A 2,646-nucleotide genomic window follows, 5' to 3' on the forward strand; every position below is an offset into this window, starting at 1 on the left:
GGGATGACCACCCCGCTCCTTTGTTTGGTTCGGGGTTGCGAAGCTTGCTACCGCCTCCACTGCCTCCCTGGTCTCCCTGACGTTGTGGGCGCGGAAGACCGCCGCGCCCGCGTGGGCCGCTATTGCCGTTGCTGCCAGGGTGCCTGATAGGCGTTCGTGGGCTTCCACGTTCAGGGTTTCGCCGATGAGGTCCTTGTTCGACAGCGCCACCAGGACCGGCCAGCCCGTTGCCACCAGGCGGTCGAAGTGGCGGAGCAGCTCCAGGCCGTGGCGGGTGCTCTTGCCGAAGTCGAACGTCGGGTCGACCAGGATGCCGCCGCGGGGGACGCCGGCCGCGATCGTCCTCTCGGCCGCCGCCGTCAGCTCTGCGACCACGTCCGCCACGACGTCGTCGTACCGGGGCCAAAAGGGGCGCTCCGGGGTTGGCTCCGGGTACGGGTCCGTGCGCACCGGCATGCCTCCGACATGCGAGCACACGTACCCGGCGCCGAACTCCGCCGCGACTTCGACCAGCTTCGGGTCGGCGCCCGCCCACGTGTCGTTGAGCAGGTCCGCGCCCGCTTCGCAGACCTGGCGGCCGACCTCGTGGCGCCAGGTGTCGACGCTGATCACCAGGTCCGGGTGGCGGCGGCGGACCTCGGCGACGAACGGCACCACCCGCCGGCTCTCCTCGTCGACGTCGACCTCGGGGCCTTCGCCCGCCTTCACCCCGCCGATGTCCACGATGTCGGCGCCCGCGGCGACCGCGCGGTCCACCGCGTCCAGGGCCGCCGGGTCGGCGAAGGTCGCGCCCTTGTCGTAGAACGAGTCGGGGGTGCGGTTGACGATGGCCATGACCAGGGCACGGTCGCCGGGCATGCGACGGCCCCGGAAGACCATCTCCGGCCGGTGTGACGTCATGTCCCCACCCTGCCAGGTCACGGCTGGGTCCGGAACGCCGCCGCCGGGGCCCGCGGCGGCTATCCTCGGGCGCGCGCGAACCGAGCAGGGGGGAACCGAATGAGCGAGGAACCGGACCGCAGCACCGCCGAGCTGATGATCGCCGAGGCCAAGAAGGCCCTGTGGGTGATGGTCGGCCTGCTGGCGGCGATGTGGCTCATGCAGATCGTCAACGCCGTCGGCGGGTACGGCCTGAACCAGGAGCTCGGCATCGAGCCGCGCGACCCCACCTCGCTGCCGGAGATCTTCAGCGCGCCGTTCGTGCACGGCAGCTGGATGCACATCGAGGCCAACTCGGGACCGCTGTTCGTCTTCGGCTTCCTCGCCGCCTACCGCGGGGTGAAGAAGTGGCTCGGCGTGAGCGCCCTGATCGTCGTGGCGAGCGGCCTCGGCGTCTGGTTCACCTCGCCGTCGAACTCGGTCACCGTCGGCGCCAGCGGCCTGGTCTTCGGCTACTTCGGTTACATCATCGTGCGCGGGCTGTTCGACCGGCACCCGATCGACATCGTGATCGGGCTCGTGATGGCGTTGTGCTTCGCCTACACGTTCGTCTCCCTGCTGCCGACCGACGAGCGGGTCAGCTGGCAGGGGCACCTGTTCGGGTTCGTCGGCGGCATCGTCGGCGGCTGGATCTTCCGCGACCGGCGGCCCAAGGTGGTCGCCGCGCCGGACGCGGCGACCACCCTGCTCCCCAAGGACCTCAGCTAGGCGGCTCGAGTTCCGCCTCGACGTCGATCCGGACGTACCGGCCGATCACCGCGCGCGGCACCCGCATGCCGAGCGGCGCCCGGTCCAGCGTCCCGGTGGCGCGGACGCGGGTGCCGGTGACCGGCTCGACGGTCAGCGTCAGCGGGCACGACGTCCCGCGCAGCCGCAGCTCGCCGGTCACTTCCCAGCCCCCGTCCCGCCTGCGGGCACCGGTGGCGGTGAAGGTCAGGTCCGGCCGGGCGGCGCTGTCGAGCAGGTTCGGCTTGCGCAGGTCGGCGTCGCGGCGCTCGTTCTGCGTGTCGAGCGCGCCGAGGTCCAGCTCCGCGCGGACGGCCGTCACCGCGCCGTCGCGCACCTCGACGGTGCCGGTGCGGACCGGGATCGTGCCGCGCACCCGGTTGAAGCCGAAGTTGCGGACCTCGAAGGCCGCCGTCGTCCGTCCACTGCGGACGGTCCACGTCCCGGCGCGCAGCGCGGGGGCGGTGTGCGGGCTCATCGCGCACCCGCCGGGGCCGGCAGGGCCGCGTGCAGCACGCGGTGCAGGTCGACCCGGTCCGCGCCCGGCAGCAGCGCGGGGTCCTCGCCGGGCAGCAGCTCGGTGGCCATGATCGCTTCCTGGACGGCTTCGACCGTCGCCAGCGACGCGGTGAACCCCACGACGACCAGGGACCGGTCCTCGGCGATCAGGGCGTAGGAGGTGCCGACACCCTCGATCTCCCGGACGGCGGGCCAGATGCGGTCGCGGCCCGCGCGCTGCTCGGCGGCCGACTGGTCGGCGCTGCGCGGTCCGTCGAACCAGGTGAGCTGGGCGTAGGCGGCCGCGTCCGACGCCGAGTGCACGTCGACGACCCGGTAGACGCCGGTGTCGAGCCAGGTGGTCCCGGCGGGGCGCCGGGCCGCGGCCTCGCCCGCCGCCGCGGCGTCGGGCCAGAAGGTGACGACGGCGCCGGCCTGGCCGCCCAGCTGGGTGAGCGTGGCGGCGCCGAGGGCGCCCTCGGC

The 2,646-nt window shown here is 73.2% G+C and carries 4 protein-coding genes; 1 reads left to right on the forward strand and 3 read right to left on the reverse strand.

Annotated features, from left to right (window positions below):
- Window positions 1-900 (reverse strand): dihydropteroate synthase (gene folP / locus CCN39_RS40075; RefSeq protein ID WP_143264337.1); only part of this gene is annotated, 900 nt, incomplete at its 3' end.
- Window positions 901-999: 99 nt separating this feature from the next.
- Here folP and CCN39_RS40080 point away from each other — a divergent pair.
- Entirely contained in the window at window positions 1,000-1,647 is a 648-nt protein-coding gene (locus tag CCN39_RS40080; RefSeq protein WP_086851352.1) for a rhomboid family intramembrane serine protease, read from the forward strand.
- On the opposite strand, the gene CCN39_RS40085 is transcribed toward CCN39_RS40080, so the two are convergent.
- Together CCN39_RS40085 and CCN39_RS40090 are read right to left on the reverse strand one after the other, a co-directional pair.
- Window positions 1,640-2,143, reverse strand: a complete 504-nt coding sequence (locus CCN39_RS40085) for a YceI family protein (RefSeq protein ID WP_086851354.1) — start codon at window positions 2,141-2,143, stop codon at window positions 1,640-1,642. The two genes, CCN39_RS40080 and CCN39_RS40085, sit on opposite strands and share 8 nt — an antisense overlap.
- Window positions 2,140-2,646: heavy-metal-associated domain-containing protein (locus tag CCN39_RS40090; RefSeq protein WP_208630598.1), on the reverse strand; the 507-nt coding region annotated here is incomplete at its 5' end. The genes CCN39_RS40090 and CCN39_RS40085, both read right to left, overlap by 4 nt.

Origin of the sequence: Amycolatopsis kentuckyensis, from assembly GCF_002155975.1 — a bacterium.
Lineage (GTDB): Bacteria > Actinomycetota > Actinomycetes > Mycobacteriales > Pseudonocardiaceae > Amycolatopsis > Amycolatopsis kentuckyensis.